The 22,534-nt window shown below is 67.9% G+C and carries 23 protein-coding genes; 11 read left to right on the top strand and 12 right to left on the bottom strand.

The annotated features are described in order from the left end of the window. Positions 1-3: 3 nt before the first annotated feature. Positions 4-1,485 (bottom strand): adenylosuccinate lyase, encoded by a 1,482-nt coding sequence (gene purB / locus ACFCV3_RS35205; protein WP_376037795.1) that lies wholly within the window; start codon positions 1,483-1,485, stop codon positions 4-6. Between the two features lie 7 nt (positions 1,486-1,492). On the opposite strand from purB, the gene ACFCV3_RS35200 reads away from it, so the two are divergent. Continuing rightward, positions 1,493-2,035, top strand: a complete 543-nt coding sequence (locus ACFCV3_RS35200; RefSeq protein WP_376037792.1) for a hypothetical protein — start codon at positions 1,493-1,495, stop codon at positions 2,033-2,035. Between the two features lie 6 nt (positions 2,036-2,041). Here the strand turns inward: ACFCV3_RS35200 and purD are convergent, their stop codons facing one another. Next, positions 2,042-3,319, bottom strand: coding sequence for a phosphoribosylamine--glycine ligase (purD, locus tag ACFCV3_RS35195; RefSeq protein WP_376037791.1), 1,278 nt, complete (start codon positions 3,317-3,319; stop codon positions 2,042-2,044). A gap of 89 nt (positions 3,320-3,408) precedes the next feature. Here purD and ACFCV3_RS35190 point away from each other — a divergent pair, with 89 nt between their 5' ends. Further along, a complete protein-coding gene (locus ACFCV3_RS35190) occupies positions 3,409-4,257 on the top strand; it encodes an SMP-30/gluconolactonase/LRE family protein (RefSeq protein ID WP_376037788.1) in 849 nt (282 codons plus the stop codon). Here ACFCV3_RS35190 and ACFCV3_RS35185 read toward each other — a convergent pair. Further along, complete coding sequence (locus ACFCV3_RS35185; protein ID WP_376037786.1) at positions 4,254-4,964, bottom strand: hypothetical protein; 711 nt, start codon at positions 4,962-4,964, stop codon at positions 4,254-4,256. The two genes, ACFCV3_RS35190 and ACFCV3_RS35185, sit on opposite strands and share 4 nt — an antisense overlap. 48 nt (positions 4,965-5,012) lie before the next feature. On the opposite strand from ACFCV3_RS35185, the gene ACFCV3_RS35180 reads away from it, so the two are divergent. Then, a complete protein-coding gene (locus ACFCV3_RS35180; RefSeq protein WP_376037783.1) occupies positions 5,013-5,882 on the top strand; it encodes an alpha/beta fold hydrolase in 870 nt (289 codons plus the stop codon). A gap of 24 nt (positions 5,883-5,906) precedes the next feature. Here ACFCV3_RS35180 and ACFCV3_RS35175 read toward each other — a convergent pair whose 3' ends face one another. Further along, complete coding sequence (locus tag ACFCV3_RS35175) at positions 5,907-6,815, bottom strand: cyclase family protein (protein ID WP_376037781.1); 909 nt, start codon at positions 6,813-6,815, stop codon at positions 5,907-5,909. 56 nt (positions 6,816-6,871) lie between these two features. Between ACFCV3_RS35175 and ACFCV3_RS35170 the strand changes: the two genes are divergently transcribed. The 4 genes from ACFCV3_RS35170 (at position 6,872) to ACFCV3_RS35155 (ending at position 10,565) form a co-directional block, all read left to right on the top strand. Further along, positions 6,872-8,140: an alpha/beta fold hydrolase gene (locus ACFCV3_RS35170; RefSeq protein WP_376037778.1), complete on the top strand. Its 1,269-nt coding sequence runs from the start codon at positions 6,872-6,874 to the stop codon at positions 8,138-8,140. 65 nt (positions 8,141-8,205) lie between these two features. Continuing rightward, a complete protein-coding gene (locus ACFCV3_RS35165; protein WP_376037776.1) occupies positions 8,206-9,408 on the top strand; it encodes a hypothetical protein in 1,203 nt (400 codons plus the stop codon). Positions 9,409-9,443: 35 nt separating this feature from the next. Then, positions 9,444-9,815, top strand: a complete 372-nt coding sequence (locus tag ACFCV3_RS35160) for an FKBP-type peptidyl-prolyl cis-trans isomerase (RefSeq protein WP_376037773.1) — start codon at positions 9,444-9,446, stop codon at positions 9,813-9,815. Between the two features lie 108 nt (positions 9,816-9,923). Then, the gene (locus ACFCV3_RS35155; RefSeq protein WP_376037771.1) at positions 9,924-10,565 is read left to right on the top strand and encodes a hypothetical protein; all 642 of its coding nucleotides are present in this window, start codon (positions 9,924-9,926) and stop codon (positions 10,563-10,565) included. A gap of 151 nt (positions 10,566-10,716) precedes the next feature. On the opposite strand, the gene ACFCV3_RS35150 is transcribed toward ACFCV3_RS35155, so the two are convergent. Genes ACFCV3_RS35150 through ACFCV3_RS35140 form a run of 3 tightly spaced genes read right to left on the bottom strand, consistent with a single transcriptional unit; the run spans position 10,717 to position 13,779 of the window. Beyond that, positions 10,717-11,673 carry an ABC transporter ATP-binding protein gene (locus tag ACFCV3_RS35150; protein WP_376037769.1) on the bottom strand — a complete coding sequence of 319 codons (957 nt, stop codon included), beginning with the start codon at positions 11,671-11,673 and terminating at the stop codon, positions 10,717-10,719. Between the two features lies 1 nt (position 11,674). Then, the gene (locus ACFCV3_RS35145) at positions 11,675-12,718 is read right to left on the bottom strand and encodes a FecCD family ABC transporter permease (RefSeq protein WP_376037766.1); all 1,044 of its coding nucleotides are present in this window, start codon (positions 12,716-12,718) and stop codon (positions 11,675-11,677) included. After that, the gene (locus ACFCV3_RS35140; RefSeq protein ID WP_376037763.1) at positions 12,715-13,779 is read right to left on the bottom strand and encodes a FecCD family ABC transporter permease; all 1,065 of its coding nucleotides are present in this window, start codon (positions 13,777-13,779) and stop codon (positions 12,715-12,717) included. The genes ACFCV3_RS35145 and ACFCV3_RS35140 overlap by 4 nt, the downstream gene beginning before the upstream one ends. 99 nt (positions 13,780-13,878) lie before the next feature. On the opposite strand from ACFCV3_RS35140, the gene ACFCV3_RS35135 reads away from it, so the two are divergent. Further along, a complete protein-coding gene (locus ACFCV3_RS35135; protein WP_376037761.1) occupies positions 13,879-14,712 on the top strand; it encodes a siderophore-interacting protein in 834 nt (277 codons plus the stop codon). 78 nt (positions 14,713-14,790) lie between these two features. On the opposite strand, the gene ACFCV3_RS35130 is transcribed toward ACFCV3_RS35135, so the two are convergent. After that, complete coding sequence (locus ACFCV3_RS35130) at positions 14,791-15,990, bottom strand: alginate lyase family protein (protein WP_376037759.1); 1,200 nt, start codon at positions 15,988-15,990, stop codon at positions 14,791-14,793. A 346-nt stretch (positions 15,991-16,336) separates the two neighbouring features. Here ACFCV3_RS35130 and ACFCV3_RS35125 point away from each other — a divergent pair, with 346 nt between their 5' ends. Then, positions 16,337-17,455, top strand: a complete 1,119-nt coding sequence (locus tag ACFCV3_RS35125; protein ID WP_376037757.1) for a glycoside hydrolase family 88 protein — start codon at positions 16,337-16,339, stop codon at positions 17,453-17,455. Between the two features lie 30 nt (positions 17,456-17,485). Here the strand turns inward: ACFCV3_RS35125 and ACFCV3_RS35120 are convergent, their stop codons facing one another. Both ACFCV3_RS35120 and ACFCV3_RS35115 read right to left on the bottom strand, forming a co-directional pair. Continuing rightward, positions 17,486-17,884, bottom strand: a complete 399-nt coding sequence (locus tag ACFCV3_RS35120; protein ID WP_376037755.1) for a PPOX class F420-dependent oxidoreductase — start codon at positions 17,882-17,884, stop codon at positions 17,486-17,488. A 20-nt stretch (positions 17,885-17,904) separates the two neighbouring features. Then, a complete protein-coding gene (locus ACFCV3_RS35115) occupies positions 17,905-18,495 on the bottom strand; it encodes a TetR/AcrR family transcriptional regulator (protein WP_376037753.1) in 591 nt (196 codons plus the stop codon). A 92-nt stretch (positions 18,496-18,587) separates the two neighbouring features. Between ACFCV3_RS35115 and ACFCV3_RS35110 the strand changes: the two genes are divergently transcribed. Continuing rightward, positions 18,588-19,292 (top strand): SDR family oxidoreductase, encoded by a 705-nt coding sequence (locus tag ACFCV3_RS35110; protein ID WP_376037751.1) that lies wholly within the window; start codon positions 18,588-18,590, stop codon positions 19,290-19,292. Between the two features lie 140 nt (positions 19,293-19,432). After that, positions 19,433-21,481: a sialate O-acetylesterase gene (locus ACFCV3_RS35105; RefSeq protein ID WP_376037748.1), complete on the top strand. Its 2,049-nt coding sequence runs from the start codon at positions 19,433-19,435 to the stop codon at positions 21,479-21,481. On the opposite strand, the gene ACFCV3_RS35100 is transcribed toward ACFCV3_RS35105, so the two are convergent. Both ACFCV3_RS35100 and ACFCV3_RS35095 read right to left on the bottom strand, forming a co-directional pair. Beyond that, a complete protein-coding gene (locus ACFCV3_RS35100; protein ID WP_376037745.1) occupies positions 21,462-22,067 on the bottom strand; it encodes a DJ-1/PfpI family protein in 606 nt (201 codons plus the stop codon). The two genes, ACFCV3_RS35105 and ACFCV3_RS35100, sit on opposite strands and share 20 nt — an antisense overlap. A 57-nt stretch (positions 22,068-22,124) precedes the next feature. Continuing rightward, entirely contained in the window at positions 22,125-22,451 is a 327-nt protein-coding gene (locus ACFCV3_RS35095) for a DUF1330 domain-containing protein (RefSeq protein ID WP_376037743.1), read from the bottom strand. Positions 22,452-22,534: the final 83 nt, after the last annotated feature.

Raw genomic sequence — 22,534 nt, 5'->3', positions numbered from 1 at the left:
GGACTAGAGGATGTCACCCGGGTTGTACGCCGCGGCTTCGGGGTACCGCTTGGCGAGCTCGTCGATGCGGGTGACGACCGCGCCGACCTGCGCGACGGCCGCGCCGGTGAAGGACAGCGGCTCGCCGACGATGCCGACGATCTGGTCCTCGGTCAGGCCGAGCCGGCCGTCCTCGCCGAGGCGGTGGAACAGGTCGTTCGCGGCCAGTCCCTTGCGCAGGTCCAGCGCGGTCGCGACCGCGTGCTCCTTGATGACCTCGTGCGCGGTCTCGCGGCCGATGCCGTTCTTCACCGCGGCCATCAGGACCTTGGTCGTGGTCAGGAACGGCAGGTACCGCTCGAGCTCGCGGCTCACCACGGCCGGATAGACCCCGAACTCGTCGAGCACGGTCAGGAACGTCTCGAACAACCCGTCCAGCGCGAAGAACGCGTCCGGCAGGGCGACCCGCCGTACGACGGAACAGAAGACGTCGCCCTCGTTCCACTGGTTACCGGCCAGCTCACCGGCCATCGAGGCGTAGCCGCGGATGATGACGGCCAGCCCGTTGACCCGCTCACAGGACCGGGTGTTCATCTTGTGCGGCATCGCCGAGGAGCCGACCTGGCCCTCCTTGAAACCTTCGGTGACCAGCTCGTGCCCGGCCATCAGCCGGATCGTGGTGGCCAGGCTCGACGGGCCCGCGGCGAGCTGCACAAGGGCGGAGACGACGTCGTAGTCCAGCGACCGCGGGTAGACCTGGCCGACGCTGGTCAGCGTGTGACTGAAGCCGAGGTGCTGGGCGATGTCGCTCTCCAGCTTGTCCAGCTTGGCCGGGTCGCCGCCGAACAGGTCGAGCATGTCCTGCGACGTCCCCACCGGCCCCTTGATCCCGCGCAGCGGATAGCGCTCGATCAGCTCCTCGAGCCGCGCGATCGCCACCAGCAGCTCGTCGGCCGCGGACGCGAACCGCTTGCCGAGCGTGGTCGCCTGCGCGGCCACGTTGTGCGACCGGCCGGTCAGCACCAGCGCCGCGTGGTCGGCCGCCTTCTGCCCGAGCCGTACGGCGGTCGCCACCGCCCGATCGCGGACGAGCTCGAGCCCGGCCCGGATCTGCAGCTGCTCGACGTTCTCGGTCAGGTCCCGGCTCGTCATGCCCTTGTGGATGTGCTCGTGCCCGGCGAGCGCGCTGAACTCCTCGATCCGCGCCTTCACGTCGTGCCGCGTGACCCGCTCCCGGGCCGCGATCGACTCCAGGTCGACCTGGTCGACCACCCGCTCGTAGTCCTCGACGACCCCGTCCGGTACGTCGACGCCCAGCTCTTTCTGTGCCTTGAGTACCGCGAGCCACAGCTGCCGCTCCAGCACGATCTTGTGCTCCGGCGACCACAGCCGCGCCATCGACAGGCTGGCGTAACGGGACGCGAGAACGTTCGGGATCCGGGGCTTCACAGGGCTCGACACGCCCCTATTCTCCCAGACCCGGTGACCCTGCCTCCGCTGCACCATGGGAAAGGTGAAGAGACTCACGGACTACGAGACCGCCTGGATCCTCGGCGGCGCCGAGCGGGTGGCGTTGACCGTGTTCGTCACGATGGCGACCGCCGGTCAGCTGGAGGTCGGCTTCAAGCGGCAGCGCGTGAAGGAAGGCGAGGCCCCGCTGGAGGCCGCCGAGGGCTCGGCCGCCCTGCGAATCGAGACCGCCGCGCTCGACCTGCTGCCCGCCTCCGGTCTGCCGGTCGACGAGTTCGTAGCCCAGCTGACTGCCAGTCAGGCGGTCATGGCGCTCGACGACGCACTCGCCGCCCAGGGTGTCGTCCGGCCGCGGATCCTGCCTCGGTTCAGCCCGCTGCACCGGGAACTGCGCGAGCAGGTCGCGACCGGCCTGCGCCGCGTCGCCGTGCTCGGCGTCGCGGGGATCGATGACCTCCGCCTGCGCGAGATCTTCGAGAACCCGCTGCCGGAGGTGCCGCAGTTCGAGCGGGTGAACCCGATCAAGGACAACACCTTCGACGGCACCTTGGACCGGAGCCCTGGCGGCAGCTACCAGCGGTGGTGAGCCCCGTCAGACCGTGATCTCTCCTCGGGCCGCCTTGAGGGCGATGTCGGTGCGGTGCTGGGAACCCTTGATCCGGATCTGGCCGACGCCGGCGTAGGCGCGCTGGCGGGCCTCGTCGAGATCCTTGCCGGTGGCACTGACCGCGAGCACCCGGCCACCCGATGTGACGAGGTCCTCGCCGTCGAGCGCCGTACCGGCGTGGAAGACGCGGACGTCGTCGCCCTCGGCCTGGTCGACACCGGCGATCACGTCGCCGCTGCGAGGGCTGGCCGGGTACTTCTTGGCCGCGACCACGACCGCGACCGCGGAGCCGTTCTTCCAGCTCAGTTTGTCGTAGGCGCCGAGCTTGCCGGTGGCGGCGGCGAGCAGCAGACCGCCGAGCGGGGTCTTCAGCATCGGCAGCAGCGCCTGGGTTTCCGGGTCCCCGAAGCGGCAGTTGAACTCGATCACGCGCAGACCACGGGACGTCAGCGCGAGACCGGCGTACAGGAGGCCACTGAACGGCGTACCGCGGCGGCGCATCTCGTCGACGGTCGGCTGCAGCACCTTGTCGGTGATCTCGGCAACCAAACCTTCCGGTGCCCAGGGCAACGGTGTGTAGGCGCCCATCCCGCCGGTGTTGGGGCCTTCGTCGTTGTCGCCAAGGCGCTTGAAGTCCTGCGCGGGCTGCATCGGCAGCACGGTCGTCCCGTCGGTGATCGCGAACAGCGACACCTCGGGTCCGTCCAGGAACTCCTCGATCAGCACCTGCTCACAACCGGCCGCATGCGCGAGCGCCTCGTCGCGGTCCGACGTGACCACGACGCCCTTGCCGGCGGCGAGCCCGTCGTCCTTCACCACGTACGGCGGTCCGAACGCGTCGATCGCCTCCGCGGCCTGCTCGGGCGTCGTACACACGTAGGCCCGGCCGGTCGGCACGCTGGCAGCGGCCATCACGTCCTTGGCGAACGCCTTCGACCCCTCGATCTGAGCCGCGTCCTTGGACGGCCCGAAGACCGCGATCCCGGCCTCGCGGAGCGGATCGGCGAGCCCAGCGACCAGCGGCGCCTCCGGCCCGACGACGACCAGGTCCGCACCCATCTCGGTCGCCAGCGCGACGACCGCAGCGTGGTCGGCGATGTCCACCGGACGGCAAACGATCGTTTGCCCGTCGTACGCCGGATGCAGGACGGCGATACCAGGGTTGCCCGGGGCCGCCACCACCTGTTCGACATCCGCGTCCTGGGCCAATGCCCACACCAACGCGTGCTCGCGGCCACCCGTACCGATCACCAAGACCTTCACGGGCGCTCAGCCTAGCGTGCCCCGGACTGTCGATTGCGGCCCGGCTCGTTCGTGTAGAGGTAAACACCCTCTCGTGAAGGAGCTGGATCATGACTGAGGTTCTGCTGGACGGACTGGTCATCGGCGAGTCGGCACGCTGGCACGACGGTCGGCTGTGGTGTGCGAACTGGGGCACACAGGAGATCCTGGCCGTCTCTCCGGACGGCACCAGAGAGGTGATGGCGCGGGTCGGCACCACGCTGCCCTTCTCGATCGACTGGCTCCCCGACGGCAGCCTGCTGGTGGTCTCCGGTCAGGAAGGTCTGCTGCTCCGCCAGGAACCGTCCGGCGAACTCGTCGTGCACGCGGACCTCTCGTCGTACGGCGGTCTGAACGAACTCGTCGTCGACGGCCGCGGCAACATCTACGTGAACGGCGGCGCCTCGTTCGCTCCGGCCGAGGGCGAGCGGCCGGGATTCATCCTGCTGATCACACCGGACGGCACGGTACGACGCGTCGCCGACGAACTCGCCTTCCCGAACGGCATGGTCATCACGCCGGACAACCGGACGCTCGTGATCGCCGAGTCCTTCGCCCGCACCTTGACGGCGTACGACGTCCTGCCCGACGGCGGTCTCGTCAATCGGCGGGTCTGGGCGGCGCACTCCGGCGACGGCATGTGCATGGACACCGACGGCGCCATCTGGACGCCGGGCTTCACCGAAGCCGGTCCGAGCTGTCTTCGGATCGCCGAAGGCGGCGAGGTCCTCGAAACCGTCCCGCTCGAGCACTTCGGTTTCGCCTGCGCGCTAGGCGGTCGGACGCTCTACATCCTCACCGCCGACTGGAGTCTCGAAGAGTCCTTCGAAACCAACCTCACCCGCCTGCTGGCCACCCCGACCGGCCGCATCCTCACCCACCCGGCCCCAGCCGCTCCCGCCGGCTATCCCCGCGCCTAGTAGTGCCAGTAGTAGCGGGCGTCGGCGTTCCAGCTGACGGGGACTGTGGTGCGGTTGGTGAAGGCCATGCCTTTGCCTTTGGCGAGTTCGAGGGTGCGGGAGAGCTGCAGGGAGTAGGCGTGGTTGTTGTCGTCCCACCACTGCTCGAACTGGGTGATGCAGGTCTGGTTGGCGAAGTACGAGTTGGAGCAGGGGTGCGGGGGTGACCACTTCTGCAGGTGGCGGAAGTTGACGGTGGTGGAGCCGTTCGGGGGTTTGATGGTGCCGGTGGCGTCGAGGCAGTAGCCGGTGGCCGGGATGTTCCACTTCACGTAGTGCTGGCGGCCGTCGGCGGACGGGATCGGCGTGAGGTTCTCGCAGTTGGCGTCGCCGATCTGCTCGGACGTGACACGCTGGACCTGCGTGAGCGGTCGGCCGGGACCGTCGTTGTAGCCGTCGACGAGGACCCAGTCGCCGTCGCGGATGAAGTGCTCGGCGTACTGCGGCGGCCAGGTCTGCGGGTCACCCCAGGAGATGTCGGACTCGGTCGCGCTCAACGGGGTCCACGCCCACTGCCCCGCTGCGGTCTCGCCGGCCCAGTACTGGCCGGCGGACTTCTCGAACATCAGCGAGTACTCGCCGTAGTTCGGTCCGGCGGCGTGCGCCGTACCGGAGCCGGTGATGGTCAGCGCAGCAGCCGCGAACGCGGCCAGAAGTTTTCTCCCCATGGCCCTCGAGGGTAGTCCCGCAGAGGGCGAGGGTGAGAGGCTCCAGTCATGACGGAACCGATCACCAGCACAGTCGACATTCCTCACGTCACCCTCACGTACGACGTTCGCGGGAGCCTCACCGATCGCGACCAGCCGGTACTCCTGCTGATCGGTTGCCCGATGGGCGCGAGTGGCTTCCCGACCCTGGCATCGCACTTCCCCGACCGCACGGTCGTCACCTACGACCCGCGTGGCGTCGAGCGCAGCGTGCGGACCGACAGCGGCGAGCTGAACCCGCTGATCCACGCCGGCGACCTCGCCGTACTGATCGAGACTCTCGACGCCGGCCCGGTCGACATCTTCGCCAGCAGCGGCGGCGCGGTGAACGCACTGGCCCTCCTGACCAACCGCCCGGACCTCGTCAACACGCTCGTCGCGCACGAGCCACCGCTCCTCAAGCTCGTCCCGGACAGCGAGGCCGCGCAGGCCGCCAACAACGACATCTACGAGACCTACCAGCGGGACGGCCACGGCGCCGGGATGGCGAAGTTCATCGCGCTGGTCAGCTTCGAGGGTGAGTTCCCGGCCGACTACACCGACCGGCCCGCGCCCGATCCCGCGATGTTCGGGCTGTCCGCCGAGGACGACGGCAGCCGCGACGACGCCCTGCTCGGCCAGAACATCCGCGGCACGACGTCGTACGAGCCCGACTTCGACACCTTGGCAAAGGCCAAGCACAAACTTGTGATCGGCAGCGGCGAGGAGTCCGTCCGGCAACTCGCCGCCCGCTGCGGCCAGGCACTCGCCGAACGCCTCGACCTCACCCCAGTCATCTTCCCGAGCAACCACGGCGGCTTCCTCGGCGACGAGTACGGGATGCCCGGCAAACCCGCGGAGTTCGCCACCAAACTCCGCGAGGTCCTGGGTGATCGCTGAGCTACCCAGCCAACCAACTCTCGCCTAAGGCAGCTTGGCGTAGGCGCGGACGGGGAAGGTGCCGAGGCCTTCGATGCGGGGTGCGGTTGCGGTGAAGAGTGCACCGGTAGGTGGGACCTCGGCCAGGTTGGTGAGGTGCTCGACGATCGCGATTCCCGCACCGAGCAGCAGCGTGTGGGCGGGGCGGGTGCCGTCGGTCATGTCGTCGATGTTGGCGGCATCGATCCCGACCAGCATCGCCCCGTGCTCGATCAGCCACTCGGCACCGTCACGCGTGAGGAAGTGCGGCTCCTCGACGTACCCCGGCGTACCGAATCGTGCGTCGTCACCGGTGTGCAGCAGGACTGCCTTGCCACGGACGTTGTACGTCGCCAGCGCGGCCGCATCGATCCCCAGCCGGCCGCTGTCTTCCACCCGGACGACGACCGTCGGCAGATCGGCCGTGCGCTCGAGGCTGAACCCGGTGAGGTCGTGACCGTCCGGGTAGCGGTGGTACGGGCTGTCCATGTAGGTGCCCGTGTTCGTCACCATCGTCAGCAGCCCGATCTCGAACTCGGTGCCCGGCGCGTAGACCTCCCGCGAGGCTTCCCGTGTCAGTTGCTGACTGAAGGTCGGCCCAGGCAGGTTCGGCAACGTGACCATGCCGTCACGGATCACATGACTGAGCTCGACGTACGCCGTCCCCTCGCCGCGCGGCGCACCGTCGGCGGCGGGCCCACCGCGCGTGCCCTTGTGCGCAGCCTCGACGACCTCCACATTGCTGAGCTGCACATCCCCCGCCATCAGCAACCCCAGCGAGTCGAGGAAGAGCTCGCCGATCTGCTCGGCCGTGACCTCCGCCGACGGAACGTCGACCAGGAACCCCTGCACCTGCAGGCCACCCCCGTTGGTGAAGGCAACCGTGGCATCAAAACGCGCGCGATAGGTGGGCATGCCCGCCATTCTGCCCGCCGGTGTCCGTGACCCTGGCGCTGTCCGAGGATGGAGACATGCCGAGACTGCCGGGGTTGGTTGTCACCGACCATTTGTTCACAGTTCCGCTGGACCACTCCAGGCCCGACGGTGAGACGATCGAGGTGCTGGGGCGAGAGGTCGTCGCGGCCGGTAAGGCGGATGCCAAGCTGCCTTGGCTGGTCTACCTGCAAGGCGGTCCCGGTCTCGCCGCACCCCGGCCGCTCTCGGCGGACGGCTGGATCGGCCGTGCCACGAAGGACTACCGCGTGTTGCTGCTCGATCAGCGCGGCGTTGGCCGCAGTACGGCGATCACCGCGCGGACCGCGGCCGCGAAGACACCGGCCGAACTGGCGGCGTACCTGCGGCTGTTTCGGGCGGACTCGATCGTGCGAGACGCCGAGCTGATTCGCGAGCAGCTGAGCCCGGGCGAACCGTGGACGAGCCTGGGTACCAGCTACGGCGGCTTCATCACCCTCACATATCTGTCGCTGGCCCCCGAGGGTCTCAAGACCTGCCTGGTCACCGGGGGTCTGCCCGGCCTCGACGCGACTCCGGACGACGTCTACAGCCGGACCTGGCCGCGCGTGGTCGCCAAGAACGACGCTTACTACGCCCGCTACCCCGACGATGTCGAGCGAGTCCGCCGGATCGCCGACCACCTCCGTGATCACGATGTGCGGCTGCCGAACGGCGACCGCCTCGACGTACGGCGTTTCCAGCTGCTCGGGGTCGGCCTCGGCATGGGTTCGGCGGCGGAGACCTTGCACTGGCTCATCGACGACGCGTGGGACGGCGACGTACTGTCGTATGCCTTCCTGTCGGCGGTGATGAGCAAGACCGCATTCGGGATCGGCCCGCTCTGGGTGGTCATCCACGAGCTGATCTACGCCCAGGGTGATCGCCCGACGAACTGGGCGGCCGAACGGCTGCGCCCGCCGGAGTTCGACCCGGACGCTGCCCGTCTGCTGTTCACCGGCGAGATGATCTTCCCCTGGATGCTCGAACAGATCTCCGGTCTCCGCGAGTTCGCCGAGGCCGCGAATCTGCTCGCCACTGAAGGCGGCTGGCCTCGCCTGTACGACGTCGACCGGCTGGCCGCCAACCGCGTCCCGCTCGCGGCCGCCATCTGGCACGAGGACATGTACGTCGACGCCGACCTCTCCCTGCAAACCGCCGCCCGCGTCGGCAACGTCACCACCTGGATCACCAACGAGTGGCAACACGACGGCGGCTCCGCCTCCGGTGGCTCAGTCCTCGACCGTCTCCTCCAACTAGCCGCCGACCTGCCGCCGGTAGGTGGGTGAAAGTCCCCCTCGGGGGTGGTTGAAGGACCCTCCCGTCTTGGGCGCGCGCAGCGTTGTCTGGAGAGATGAGCCTGTTCAAACGCGTTGTCGCGATAGTCGCCCTGACCGCCACGCTGGGGGCAAGCGTTCCGGTCGCCGCCGGTGCTCACTCGTCCTGGCGTGGTTCGGTGGTGTCGGTCGAGCCCATCGAGCACCTCACGTCCGGCGAACTGACCCAGTACCTGCAGTCGACGGGGATGAAGACCGAGCCGGCGAAGTACGGCGCCGACGCCTACCGCGTGGTCTATCGGACCATCACCCCGGAGGGCAGACCGACCACGGCAAGCGGTCTGGTCGCGCTACCTCGCCGTACTGAACGCCGGCTGAGTCTGGTCACCTTCCTGCACGGGACCAACGCGACTCGGGCCTCGACGGCCTCGGTCTCGCGAAGCAGTCCGGACCGCGTCCGCAGCCTGATGTTCGCCGGGGCCGGGTTCGCCGTGACTGCGCCTGACCTGCTGGGCCTGGGCACCGGACCCGGGCGGCATCCGTACGGCGATACTGCCTCCGAGACGAGTGCGTCGGCCGATCAGCTGATCGCGGCCCGGCGCCTTTCCGAGACACTCGGCAGGTCTGTGCGGAACGACGTACTCGTCACTGGGTTCTCCGAGGGCGGTCGGATCACGCTCAGTCTCGGGCGGGCACTGCAGCGTGGCGAGGTGCACGGGTTCGGGCTGCGGGCCATGGCGCCGGTCGCTGGGCCTTACGACCTGCTGGGCGTCGAGCTGCCTGCTCTGGTGAACGGGCAGGTCAGTCCGTTTGTCGCCACGCTCTACCTCGGTTACTTCATCACTGCCTGGAGTCGGCTGATCCCGCTGTACGACGATCCGGCAGAGGTGTTCCTGCCGCCGTACGACCGGGTTGTCGACTCGATGTTCGACGGCAGTCACACCGTGCAGGAGATCGCGGCCGCGCTTCCGGGCAGCCCGGACAAGCTCGTCCGGGCCTCGTTTCTCCAGCAGCTGGTTCGGCCGACCGGCCCGCTGGGCAAGCGGTTGCGGGAGGCTGATCGCATCTGCACGGACTGGACTCCGCGGGTGCCTACGCGGTTCTACACCGGTTCCGCGGACCTCGACGTACCGGCGGCAAACGCGCACAGCTGCCGCGGCAATCTCGACCCACGCGGCACCCGGTCGACGATCACGGATACCGGGCCGGTGGACCACAACCGCACCGCTGAACTCGCCTACCCGCAGATCCTCGGCTGGTTCACCACGCTGACCCGCTGAACCGGGTGGACCGGGGGCCTGGTTAGCCTGGTGGCATGACTGACAAGCCAGAGATCGACTTTCCCGACGGACCGCCGCCGGCGGATCTCGAGATCACCGACATCACCGAGGGCGACGGCGCCGAGGCAGTAGCCGGCTCGCGGGTGAACGTGCACTACGTGGGCGTTGCGCACTCGACCGGCGAGGAGTTCGACGCGTCGTACAACCGGGGCGCGCCGCTGGGCTTCCAGCTCGGCGTCGGCCAGGTCATCCAGGGCTGGGACACCGGCGTCCAGGGCATGAAGGTCGGCGGCCGCCGCAAGCTGGTCATCCCGCCGCACCTGGGCTACGGCGACCGCGGCGCCGGCAGCGCGATCAAGCCCGGTGAGACGCTGATCTTCGTCGTCGACCTGCTGAGCGTCGGCTGACACTGCTCTGCCAGAGCCCCCGCGGTCCGTCACACCGACGGGATCGCGGGGGTTCTTCGCGTAGATGTACTCATCCGCCTCGCCCAGCGGTCGGTTTGACTGAGAGGCATGACGACGATGGTTGCCCCCACGACAGCCCCGGCCACGCGGGTCCGGTACGCCGCCCTGATCGCGAAGCTGCTGCTGTTCGGATTGTTGCTCACGGCCCTCATCTGGCCGGATCTGAGCGGTATCAAGGGCAAGGCCTCCACCGCTCGCCTGATCGTCTACCCGATCGGCGCGATGGCGCTCCCGCTCTGGTGGTGGGCCTACGGCCGCACCCGCAGCAAACTGCACCGGACCTTCCCCTGGCCCGCCGACCTGCTGCTCACCCTGCCCTGGCTGATCGACCTGATCGGCAACCGCCTCAACCTGTTCGACACCGTCGACTGGTGGGACGACGCCATGCACTTCGTCCTCTGGGGCTTCCTCACCGCCGGCGCCCTACTGGCCTTCGCCCCGCGCACCCTCTCCCGCCCCGTCACCGCCTTCACAGCCCTCGGCTTCGGCACCACCGCCGCCGTCATCTGGGAACTCGGCGAGTACGTAGCCTTCCTCCGCAACTCCCCCGAACTCCAAACCGCCTACACCGACACCCTCGGCGACCTAGCCATGGGAACACTCGGAGCCCTCCTAGCCGGCCTCCTCCTCCACCCAGCCACCCGCAGCCGCCCCGGCAAGCCCCACCTTGAGCACCCCTCAACCAAGTAACCCCCGACCTCTCCATCCCGCTCAGCCACAAACCGAGGGTGTGAACAAGAACTGGTGGGCCCGGACAAGGTATTACCTGTTCAAGCCCACCGCGGGGTGTTCACGCCCACGAGAGTCGTCTGGGGCAATCCGCCGGCGGGGGACTGCCCGGCTAGCGGTCGGTGGGGCGGCAGATGCCGTTGGCGGCGGCGGAGGCGGCGAGGGCTGCGGCGGCGGGGCTGGCGGGGGCCGTTGCGTCGGCGGGGTGGTCGGCGGAGGCCGGTACGTCGTCGCCCGCCGGTAGGTCGGTGGGGCGGTCGGTGCGGGTGGTGTGGCGGCCCAGGGGGACGACCATGGGGGTGCCGGCGACGGGGTCGGGGATGATCTTGACGTGCAGGCCGAAGACGTCGTGGACGACCTCTTCGGTGATCACGTCGTCGGGGTTGCCCTTGGCAACGATGGCGCCGTTCTTCATGGCGATCAGGTGGTCGCCGAAGCGGCAGGCCTGGTTGAGGTCGTGCAGGACCAGGACGATGGTGCGGGCGTCGCGCTTGTTCAGGTCGACGAGCAGGTCCAGGACCTCGAACTGGTGGGTCAGGTCGAGGAACGTCGTGGGTTCGTCGAGGAGCAGGATGTCGGTCTCCTGGGCGAGCGCCATCGCGATCCAGACGCGCTGGCGCTGACCGCCGGAGAGTTCGTCGATCGGGCGGTCGGCGATCTCCAGGACATCGGTCGACGTCATGGCCTGGGCGACCGCCTCGTCGTCGGTCTTGGTCCACTGGCGGATCCAGCGGGTCCGCGGGTAGCGGCCGCGGCCGACCAGGTCGGCGACGGTGATGCCTTCCGGGGCGGTCGGTGATTGCGGCAGCAGACCGAGTTTGGTGGCGACCTCGCGGGTCGGGATCGACTGGATGCTCTTGCCGTCCAGCAGCACCGTGCCCTTCGACGGCTTGAGCAGCCGGGCCAGGGTCTTCAGCAGCGTGGACTTGCCACAGGCGTTGGCGCCGACGATGACGGTGATCTTGCCGGTGGGGATCTCCACCGACAGGTCGTCGATGATCTGCCGCTGGTCGTAACCGACCGCGAGTCCTTCAGCCGCCAAACTGTGTCGTTGCACAGGATTCTCCATCTCAGCCGCCACTTCCCACCCGGTTCGTCCGAGCCAGCAGGAACATCAGGTACGGCGCGCCCACCACGCCGGTCACCACGCCGACCGGCAACTGCGTGTCGCCGAACGCGTGCTGTGCGATCAGGTCGGACAGGGCCACCACCAGCGCACCGATCAGCGCGGAGGCGATCATCGCCGGTCCCGGGGACCGGGTGAGCCGGCGCGCGATCGGCGGACCGACGAACGCGACGAACCCGATCGGCCCCGCGGCCGCGGTCGCCACCGCCGCCAGGAATACCCCGATTACGATCAGCCCGAGCCGTGAGCTCTCCACCCGCAACCCCAGCCCGTACGCCGTTTCGTCGCCGAGCTGCAGGATCCGCAGCCGGTGCACGAGCCAGACCGACAGCGGCGCGGCGATCACCAGCGTGACCGTCATCGCCTGCACGTTCGACCAGTCGCGGCCGTTCAGCGAGCCGGTCAGCCAGATCAGCGCCTGCTGGGCGATCTCGACCCGGGCCTTGGTCAGCAGGTACGACGTGATGCTGGTGGCGATCGCGCCGATCCCGATCCCGATCAGGATCAGCCGGTAACTCGACACCCCATGCCGCCAGGCCAGCACGTACATGATGAACGCGGTCAGGGTCGCGCCCACGATGGCGAACCCCGACACCACCAGCCCGGTCATCCCGAGAATGACGATCGCGAACACGGCGAACGCACTCGCGCCGTACGTGACACCGATGATGTCGGGGCTGGCCAGCGGGTTCCGGGCGATGCTCTGGAAGATCGCCCCGGACATGCCGAGCGCGGCGCCGACCATCAGGCCGGTGAGGGCACGCGGCAGCCGCAGCCGGTTCACGATGAACTCGGTGGCCCGGTCGCCGCCACCGAACAGCGTCTTCACCACGTCGAGCACCGGGATCTTGTAGTCGCCCAAGGACAAGGAGACGCAGAACGTGGCGAAGACCAGAACAGCCAGTACGGCGACCACTGCGATCGTGCGGGCCTGCCGGACCGTGCGGGCCCGGGTGATGATGTGGACTGCTTCTTCGGCCGTGGTCACAGGTCTGCCAGCTTCCGCCGGCGAACCAGCATGATGAAGAACGGGGCACCGAGGACCGCGGTCACGATGCCGACCTGCAGCTCACCCGGCAGCGCGACGACCCGGCCGATCACGTCGGAGCCGAGCAGCAGGATCGGGGACAGCACCATCGAGTACGGCAGGATCCACCGGTAGTCGGGCCCGGTGATCAGGCGCGCGACGTGCGGGATGGTCAGCCCGACGAACCCGATCGGCCCCGCGGCCGCAGTGGCGGCGCCACACAGCAGAACGACGACGACCGCGACGAACAAGCGGGACAGCCCGACGCGCTGACCGAGCGACTTCGCGACCTCGTCACCGAGTGACATCGCGTTCAGTACCCGGCCGCAGACCAGCGACAGCGCGATCCCGATCAGGATGAACGGCGCGACCTGACTGGCGATGTCCGAGCCACGACCGGCCAGCGAACCGACCGACCAGAACCGGAACTGGTCGAAGGTGTCGACGTCAGTGATCAGCAAGGCGGTCGTGAGCGATCCGAGCATCGCGGTCAGGGCCGCGCCGGCGAGCGCGAGCTTGACCGGCGTCGCGCCTTCCCGGCCGAGCGATCCGAGGAAGTAGACCGCCACCGAGGCCGCGGCCGCACCGGCGAAGGCGAGCCAGACGTACGCCGTCAGGCTCGACAGCCCGAGCCAATAGATGCCGCCGACAACAAAAAGGGCGGCGCCGCCGTTCACCCCGAGAATTCCGGGGTCGGCGAGCGGGTTCCGAGTGACGCCCTGCATCAATGCACCGGACAGCCCCAGTGCCGCACCGACCAAAAGGCCGATGACCGTTCTGGGCACACGCAGTGAGTGAATGATTACGTGATCGGTGTTCGACTCGTCGTAATGCCGCAAGGCGTCGATCACCGTGGACAACGGAATCTGCTTCGAACCGACCGCGATACTGAGCAGAATCACGAGTGCCAGCAGGGCGATGGCACCGATCAGCCCGAGGACCAGCGTGGCACGCCGGGTCCGGCGCGGGCGTGCCGAAACGGCAACGGTCGCGGAGTCGACAGCGGTGCTGGGCGGTGACATCAGGCTTTTGGAATCCTCTTAGGTAAGGCTAACCTCTAGGGGCCTCAGAATAACCCGAGCCTTCCCGCCTGTGCACCCGAGGCTGACTTGGAGAACCCGATGACCGCAGTCGCCACCCGGCCCATCGTCTTCGATTCGCTGTTCGTGACCGTCCGGTCCGTCGAGGATCTGAGCCCGCACCTGCGTCGCGTGACGTTCACCGCACCGCGGATCGCCGACGCGGTCGTCGCCGGTCCCGACCAGCGGATCAAGGTCCTGCTCCCGCCACCGAACGGCGGCAGCCTCAAACTCCTGTCCGGCGAGGACTGGTACGCCGACTGGTGCGCGCAGCCGGAGGACGAGCGCGTCATCATGCGCACCTACACGATCCGCGAGCTGCGCGCGGAGCAGTCCGAGCTCGACATCGAGTTCGTGCTGCACGGTGTCAACGGACCGGCCTCGGCCTGGGCGACCGACGTCGTACCGGGTGCGGAGATCGCGCTGTTCCTCCCGTTCGCGGTCGACACCAGCAGCACCAAGGGGATGCTGAACTCCGGCGTCGACTACGTTCCGCCGAGCACCAGCAAGCATCGCGTTCTGATCGCCGACGAGACCGCACTGCCGGCGCTGACCGGGATTCTCGAGCAGCTGGCGCCCGACGTACATGCGACCGTCTTCGCCCAGGTCCCGGACGACCGCGACATCCGGCCGCTGCCGACACCCGGCACCGCCGACGTCACCTGGATCACGGCAACCCCCGAGTCGGACGCCGAGCTTCCGTTGCTCGAGGCCCTCAAATCGTCCGAGCTCCCGGAGTCCGTCGACTTCGCGTGGGTGGCCGGTGAGTCCGCGATGATCAAGGCGGTACGACGCCATCTGGTCAACGTGGTCGGCCTGCCGAAGCCCGCGATCTCCTTCCAGGGTTACTGGAAACGCGGCGAAGCCATCGGCTGACATGACGGACCGGAAGTGCCGAGGGGGCAGAATCCCCGACACTCCCGGACCGTCTTCCGAAGGCCTGAGTCTGCTACCTCAGGCGGGGTTCTCCGCGTGGGTCAACGTCTCCCACGCCACGAACAGCAGGTTCGTACCCGACGGCCGGTTGGCCTCGGTGAGCGCCTGGGTGTTCGCCATCGCGATCCCGAGGCGGGTGTGCAGGGCGTTGTAGCCGACCTCGGTGATCGGCCCGAGGCCACGCTTCACCGTCCCGCCACACAGCCAGGACGGGACCGGTTCGGCCTGCCGCTCGTACTTGGCCTGGAAGCCAAGTGCGTGGCGCAGGCGCTCGCCGTACTGGGGGTACATGTCGATGCCCTGGATCCGGGCCGTCTCCAGGACGTGCGAGATCGCGGAGATGCCGTAGCCGGTGTGGACGAAGTCGCGACAGGTCTCCTGAGTCAGACCGGTAACGAACGTGCCCTGCCCCTGCCAGTAGTTGACGATCTTCTCGCGGGTGTTCAGGTTCTGGCTCGGCACCGTCTTCGGTAGCGCGCCGTCGGAGGACAGGTAGACGAAGGCCGGAGCGCGGTAGCTGAACAGCGAGATCGCCTTGTCATAGATCGCCCTGTCCTCGAGGAACACGCCGATGCCCTGGAGGGCCTCGATCATGGTCAGTTCCCAGTTGCCGTTGGAGTTCGAGCCGTTGATGATCTCGGGCACGTAGACGTTGCGCAGCATCGTCCCGAAGCGACCGGAGTTCGGCCAGTTTCCGTAAGCATGCTTGATGATTTCGGCAGCCTTCGGCCACGACGATGCGGCCCAGCCGGTCTGCAGCGGCGCGTTGCTGTTGGTGTGGTCGCGGATCGTCGCCGACCAGGCATCCATCAGCTGGATCGACTTCTGCGCGTACCGCACGTCACCACTGATGTACCAGATCAGTGCATCCGTGTACGCCGCGATGGCGTCCTGCCGCTCGTTCGTGCAGCCGTAGTCCGGTTTGGAGTACGGACCACATTCGACGACAGCACGTGGCGTCGGGGTCCGGTTCAGCGAGCCGAAGGCGCTGTTCTTGGCCTGGTTGTACGCGTTGGTCCACGGCTGCGCACCGGCCTGGACCTTCGCCTTCACGAAGTCCAGCTGGGCCCGGCTGACACCGACCCCGGGATGCGCGAAGACGGCCGGCGCTTCCGCGGGTGCCGGGGCTGCAGGCTGGACGGCGACCGCTGGGCTGCTCAGAGCGCCGGCCACCAGACCGGCGCTCACCACACCCAGCAGTAGAACTCTGATTTTCATGGGCGGATTCCTTGCTTCCTCGGGGCGGTGAAGGCTCTGCAGCTCCCCCCAAGTGCCCTGGGGCGGGTGTAGCTCGAGCGATTGCGGTGTCCAGGTGCGTGCATCGGGGTGCCGGAGGGGAGGTCTCGATGTGGTTCATCGTGGCCTTCCCTCCGGTGCCGCGAGGTGCGTGCCTGGGCGCCGCAAGCGCCGAGGGACGCCCGTCCCAGGGCACTTCATCCGCAGAGTCTTTTCGGAAGTTTGACGACGGACGGTAAGGGCGTCAACATCTCAGCAGGCATTACTTCACGCTGGAACCAATACCGGTTTCTTCCCAGTTCAGTGGAACAAAGTGAGGATTTGTCCCATGAAAAGACGCCAGTTCCTGACCGTCGGAACCGCAGTCATGGCCGCCCCGGCACTACCCTCTGTCATCACCACCGCCCAGGCGGCACCACCCCCGAGCAGCCTGCCGCGGCGGGCCGACATCATCGCGGTCGTGCGCCGCGTCGCCGACCAGTGGATCGCCACCCACAGCAACTCCGGCGACAACGGCTGGGCCCGCGCGACCTTCTTCAGCGGCCTGATGGCCGCCCACAAGCTGACCGGTGAGGTGCGCTACCTGAACTACGCGCGCGCCTGGGCCGAGCGGCACAACTACGGCATCCCGGGCGGCGTCACGACCCGGCATGCCGACAACCACAACTGCATCCAGACCTACCTCGATCTCTACGACCTGGAGCCGAGCGCCGGCAAGCTGACCGCGGCAACCGACACCTTGAGCCGGATGGTGAACAGCACCAAGATCGACGACTGGTGGTGGTGCGACGCCCTGCACATGGCGATGCCACCGTTCGCGCGGATCGGCCGGCTGCGCGGAGATCCGGCGTACTGGACGAAGGTCTACCAGCTCTACAACCACACCAAGCGGACCCGGAAACTGTGGATCCCGTCGAACGGGCTGTGGTACCGCGACGAGCGGTTCCTGCCGACCGGAATCCTTTCTCCCAACGGGAAACCGGTGGTCTGGTCACGAGGTGACGGCTGGGTCGCGGCCGGGCACGTCAAGACATTGAAGGCACTGCCGGCCGACCAGGCGAATGTCGCGGAGTACAAGACCGGCCTGACGCAGCTGGTGGGTTCGTTGCGGTCGATCCAGCGCTCGGACGGCTTCTGGAACGTCAACCTGGCCGACCCGCAGCACCTTCCGGGCCCGGAGACCAGCGGTACGGCGTTCTTCGCGTACTCGGCGGCGTACGCCGTCCGGACCGGTTTGTTGCCTTCGGTCACCTATTTGCCGATGGCGGCGCGGGCGTGGAACGGAATGGTTCAGACCGCCGTGCACCCCGACGGCTTCCTCGGCTACGTGCAGAAGGTCGGTGACCGGCCGGAATCGAATCAGCCGGTCAACTACGAGTCGACCGCCGACTTCGGCGTCGGCGCCTTCCTGCTGGCCGGTTCCGAGCTCGCACTACTGACGAACTAGTGGCGGGAACCCCTGGCGATCACGGGGTCGTCAGGGGTGACCGAGTTGACTGGTGATGCGTTCGACGACGACACCGGCCGCGAAGCGCGGCGTACCTGGTGGTTCCACATCGGACCACTCGCCGACGTACTTGCGGGCGATCGCCTGCTCGAGAGCGAACTCCGGATCAGGGACGAGCTCGTCCACCCGGCCACGAAGCTCGAGATAGTACGTCGGCCGCGCCGGGTCGACGATCATCACCGAGATCACCGGGTTCCGGCGGAGGTTGCGCAGCTTCTGCCGGCCCTCCACCAGACTGATCCGGACCTGCTCGCCGTCCCAGAGGAACCACTGCGGCGTGATCTGCGGCTCGCCGTTCTTGCCGATCGTGCCCACGATCGCGACCGCGGTCGACGACAGCAGCTCCTTGAATTCGGCGGGAATCTCCATCCTCGGACAGTAACCCGCGATCAGTTCAGCTGACCGGCCAGCTCCGGTGCACGGACACCGGCCGCGTCCAGCAGCGCGCCCGCCGTCAGCACACCGATGCCACCGAGCTCCTGGGCACGGACGACGGCCCGCGCGGCGCCGCCGTCGTAGATCATCGTCAGCTGGACCGCGAGGGTGCTGGGGTCGTCGGCGCCCGCCTTCACCAGCTCGCGGTGGAAGTAGTCGGTGAGCTGCTGCTTGAAGTGCCGGGCCACCACCGATCCCGGGTGCTCCGGATCCTTCAGCTCGACCGCCGTCGCGACGTACGGACAGCCCAGGAAATTGCCTTCGGCAACAATATCGTCCTGCCGCTCGAAGACGGCGAGAATCCGGTCCCGCGGCGGCCGCTCGTCCTCGGGCCCCGGCCGCAGCATCGACTGGTACAGCGGACCCCGGGCAGCCAGGCTCTCCGCGATCAGCTCGTCCTTGGAGCGGAACAGCTGGTACATCGACTTCTTCGACACTCCCGCGGCCCGGCAGAGCGCATCCACGCCGATATTCACGCCGTCGCTGTAGAAGAGTTCGCCCGCGGCCTCGAGGAGACGTTCGCGGGGTGTTGCCGAGGTGCTCATGGAACGAGGGTACCGGCTCGATTTGAGAAACGAAACCGATCGGTTTACGCTCGTGGAAACAGATCGGTTTCCTACCTTCTCAGGAGTTCTCCATGACCGCACTACAAGGCGCCGTCGTCCTCGTCACCGGGGGCCAGCGGGGGATCGGCAAGGCCTTCGTCGACGACCTGCTCGAGCGCGGGGCCGCCAAGGTCTACGCGACGGCTCGCGACCCGAAGCCGAGCACCGACCCCCGCGTCGTACCGCTGCCGCTGGAGGTCACCGATTCGGCCTCCATCGCGGCCCTGGCCGCCGCGGCGCCTGATGTGACCGTGCTGATCAACAACGCCGGCGCCGGATCGCCCGACACCTACCTGGGCTCGTCGACCGACGAGATCCGCGCTGTGTTCGACGCCAACTTCTTCGGTCCGCTGGAGGTCACGAAGGCTTTCGTCCCGATCATCGAAGGCAATGGCGGCGGGCACATTCTGAACGCGCACTCGGCGCTGTCCTGGGTCGGCCGGCACGGTGCCTATTCGGCGACGAAGGCAGCGTTCTGGCTGCAGTCGAACGCCCTCCGGCTGGAGCTGCTCGGCCATGGCATCGGTGTCACCGGACTGCACATGGGGTACGTCGAGACCGACATGACGGCCAACGTCACCGCACCGAAGTCGCAGCCGGCGGACATCGCCCGAGCTGCTCTCGACGGGATCGAGGCGGACGCGTACGAGGTGCTTGCCGACGACACCGCTCGGGGTGCGAAGGCGCGGGCGTCGCGGGACCTCGTCGAGACCTACCCGGAGCTCGCGCGGAGCTGACAACGTAGGCCATTGGGCGCACGGTTCGGACCGCTGGCCGCACGAGGGCGGTCCGGCTGGAGCCTCCGAGGCAGGTAGTCGCTACCAAGGTCGCTGACAGCACCCCGCCCGGTCTGCCCGCCGCCCCCGGAGGTCCGCCCATGCCTCGACGTCTTCTTGCCGCGTCCGTTGTCGCCTTCCTGACCGCATCGACAATCACCGCCGCGCCGGCCGATGCCATCCTGCCGGCGCTTCGAGATCCTGGAGTCGGCTGCACCGCCGCAGCAGTCGGATACACACCGGTGCTGCAGCTGACACTGCCCGAGCGCGCCGGGTGGCTCGACAAGGAACTGCCGTACACACTCGACCGCCGTACCGAAGTTGGATCGAACTTCGACCGCGTCGGCTACTGCCTCGAGCTGAACGGGCCGGACGGCCCACAGCGCGTGTGGACTGCGATGGAGCCGTTCTCCAAGGACGCCCGCAACATCGGACTGCCGACCAGAGCAGGACAGGTCACCCGGCAGCGTGTGGACGACCTGGAGGTCGCCTCCAACGTGCCGAACGTGACCACCGGCCTGGGACAGACCGGCTACCTGGAGATGTGGCCGAACACCTACGCCGAACAGACCAGCACGCAGGTGGCGAACACTTCTCCGATCACGTACGACGTCGACGACAGCCCAACCAACGGTGCGTACGGGTCGTTCCAGGTCTCGCAGGTCGGCCCGACTCGACCTTCCAACCTGGCTGCGAAGACGGTGTTCGGAATCAACTCGTTCACCCAGCCGGCCGACGTACCGCTGTCTCTTGGGATCGGCACGAACCCATCCGGTCAGCCGGACTGGACGTTCGCCGGCAACGCTCCGCGGTACACCCAGCGGAAGCTGACTGCGTACGTACGGACATCCCTGGTGAGTCTGTCCGAGGCGCCGCAGGATCGGCAGCTGGTGCCACGCGACGCGGCGAACGGTGCCAACGTGCCGGTGGCTGGGCGGATCACCGATCCGAACGTCACCGAGGTGCAGTTGCGGGTGTCCAGCAACGGGCGCACAGACACGTACAGCTCGCAGGCGCGCGACTTCCGGTTCACTCCGCGGATCAACGCGGCACTGCAGGAGTACACGTTCGAACTGCGCGCTCTTGGTGGCGGAATCGAGCGCGTGGTGGCTCGCCGTACCGGTGTGGTCTCGGGGGATGTGTATGTCATCCAGGGGCAGTCGAACGCGGAGGCGGCCAAGTACAGCGGTGCTGCGAACGTGGAGGAGTCGCCATGGCTGCGTAGCTACGGCACCTCGACGTCGGACGGTCAGATCTCTGGCGCAGACCGCGTCTGGCATTACGCGACGGGTGACGTGACAGTGCAGTCCGGTTCGGTTGGGCAGTGGGCGATCCGCATGGGTCGTCGGATCGTGGACACCTACAAGGTGCCGGTTGCGATCGTCCAGGGCGCACATGGCGGTCAGCCGATCAGCTTCTTCCAGCGGAACGACGCCAACCCGGACGACCTCACCACCAACTACGGACGACTGCGCACGCGGCTGAAGGCTGCCGGTGTGATCAGTCAGGTGCGCGGCGTGCTCTGGTACCAGGGCGAGAGCGACAACGACAACGCGGCAGTGCACGTGGCCGGCTTCCGCGCCCTGCTGGCGGACTGGCGCGCCGACCTCGGCAGTGCGACCCGGTACTACGTCAACCAGGTCCGCACGTCGCCCTGCAACAACACCACCAACATCAACCTGCGTGAAGCGCAGCGTGCCCTCGGCGACACCGACGGCGTCGTACTGCTCTCCACCAACGGCCTGCCCGGTCATGACGGCTGTCACTACGCCTACCTCGGCGGCTACCGCGACCTGGGCGACCAGAACTTCGCAGTGATCGCCCGAGACCTGTACGGCGGTCCCTCGGCCGGCGTCTCCGCTCCGAACCCCGCCAGTGTCACCGCCACCGGCTCACAGCTCGTAGTGAAGCTCCGGACCGGAGATCCGCTGACCGCGGCCGCGGGTTCGGCTGCGGACTTCCGGGTGGTTGGTTCGACAGTGACCGTGTCGTCGGTCGCGTACCGAGCCGGCGGGAGCCTGGTGCTCACACTGTCCGGACCGGCAACCGGAGTCACCGCTCTGATCTACCAAAGCCACAACGGCTCCGGTCCGTCGATCACGAACGCGGTCGGCGCCGGTCTACTCGCCTTCAGGATGCCTGTGAGCTAGTCACGAGCACATCGCGGCCTCGGTCGTACTCCATCCAGGCCGCGATGTCGTTCGCCACGTCCACGCCGTACTCACGGTCGACGACGTACAAGGCCAGGTCGATACCGGAGGTGATACCGCCGGCGGTGATGAGGTCGCCGTCGTCGACCACGCGGTTGGGCTGAACATCAGCACCGAACGCTTCCAGTTCCTTGAGAGCGCTGCGATGGGTGGTGGCTGGACGACCCTTCAGCAGGCCGGCCTCGGCCAGCAGCATCGTGCCGGTGCAGACCGAGCCGATCCAGCGCAGCTGGGGTGCCAACTCGGCGATGCGCGCAGTCAGCACACCGCGTCGCGCCTCCGCCCACGAGCCCTTCTCGGCACGGCTTCCCCAGCCACCGCCGGGGACCACCAACGCATCCGGAGTCCCGAGTCCGTCCGGTGCCCGGAACTGCAGACCGCTCATCCCGGTCACCTCAGCCGGGCCGTCCAGCCCAACCAGCGCCAGCTCGAGGTCGGTTCGTTGCGAGGCGTGACTCCACACCTCGAACGGCCCCATCACGTCCATCTCGTCCACACCGTCGAACACCAGGATCTCGATTCGCATCCCTCCAGCCAACCGGTTGGTTGGATCATCGGCCAGCGGCCAGCTGGTCGATCTACCTCAAGATGTGGCCAGTACATCGGTGGCACGGTGGGTGCGGTCGACGCCTTCCAGGAGCATGGTGACGCCGTCGGAGTTGTTGGTGCGGAGCGGCAGGATCTCCTGGTACGCCGGGGATTCGTACCAGCCACGGGCACTCGCCCGGTCGGGGAACTCGATCACGATCAAGGTGCCGGGCCACTCGCCTTCCACGGGCTCCGGCTGGTTGCCGTGGATGATGAAATGGCCGTCGTACGGCGCGAGGGTGGCGTCGATGCGGGCCAGGTACTCGGCGATGTCCGGGCCGAGGTTCACGTTCTGCAGGTTGGCGATCGCGTAGTGCGTCACAGGGGCCTCCTCGGTGGTTGGTGACAGCACCAGCCTCGGATACGGAGGTCGTGACGGCGATTACCTCGGACGTCATCATGGAT

The organism is Kribbella sp. NPDC056345 (assembly GCF_042262745.1).
Classification (GTDB): Bacteria; Actinomycetota; Actinomycetes; order Propionibacteriales; family Kribbellaceae; genus Kribbella.
This window is presented reverse-complemented; position numbering and strand designations above follow the sequence as displayed.